1 protein-coding gene and 1 pseudogene are annotated in these 573 nt (G+C 55.3%); one reads left to right on the top strand and one right to left on the bottom strand.

Going from position 1 to position 573, the window contains the following annotated elements; translation table 11 throughout:
- Nucleotides 1-187: 187 nt before the first annotated feature.
- Entirely contained in the window at nt 188-409 is a 222-nt protein-coding gene (locus tag ACOCD2_RS25355; RefSeq protein WP_293643879.1) for a hypothetical protein, read from the top strand.
- Here the strand turns inward: ACOCD2_RS25355 and ACOCD2_RS25350 are convergent.
- A pseudogene (locus ACOCD2_RS25350) lies at nt 406-498 on the bottom strand (transposase); the annotation flags it as partial. The gene ACOCD2_RS25355 and the pseudogene ACOCD2_RS25350 overlap by 4 nt on opposite strands.
- Nucleotides 499-573: the final 75 nt, after the last annotated feature.

The following is a 573-nucleotide window of genomic DNA, read 5'->3' as shown; positions in this document are numbered from 1 at the left end:
AATTAAATCTTAATTCGCCCGCCTCATAATTCCCAACAAAACAACACCTTATAACGATTACAGCGAACCGCGCCACGGTGGCGCAGGAGCGGCGGGAGAGCGCCCGCCCCCTTAAATATAATGAACACCGACGCAGGGTAGGTAGAAATGCCCGCGCACCGCGATAAATATATTTATGGAGAAACGCATGATCATCACAATCACCGGACCCAGCTGTTCAGGCAAGAGCACACTACAGGCACAACTGGTTGAAACCTATGGCGCCACCCCAATACCAACGGTCACCACGCGACCGCCACGCAAGGGAGAGCCCATAAACGCAATGCGATTTGTCACGGATGACCAAAAAGCGCGACAAGCCCCTTCCTTCAGGGAGGGGAAGGATAGCGCATCGCCGGTAGGCGATTAGTGAGGGGCTTGCTGTTGTTCGATGTAGCGTTTCAACACCTCGATGGGCGCGCCGCCCACGGAACCGGCGAAGTACGAGGGCGACCAGATCCGGCCTTTCTTTCCGATCCAGTGGGTCATGATCGGTTTCACCGTTGAATTCCGCCAGCGTTACGTCCTGGATGG

The sequence above is a fragment of the Thiolapillus sp. genome, assembly GCF_048562965.1.
Classification (GTDB): domain Bacteria; phylum Pseudomonadota; class Gammaproteobacteria; order Chromatiales; family Chromatiaceae; genus Thiolapillus; species Thiolapillus brandeum_A.
This window is presented reverse-complemented; position numbering and strand designations above follow the sequence as displayed.

Coding starts and splice junctions, on each gene's coding strand:
- ACOCD2_RS25355 (WP_293643879.1), top strand. CDS start 188: ATGATCATCACAATCACCGGACCCAGCTGTTCAGGCAAGAGCACACTA.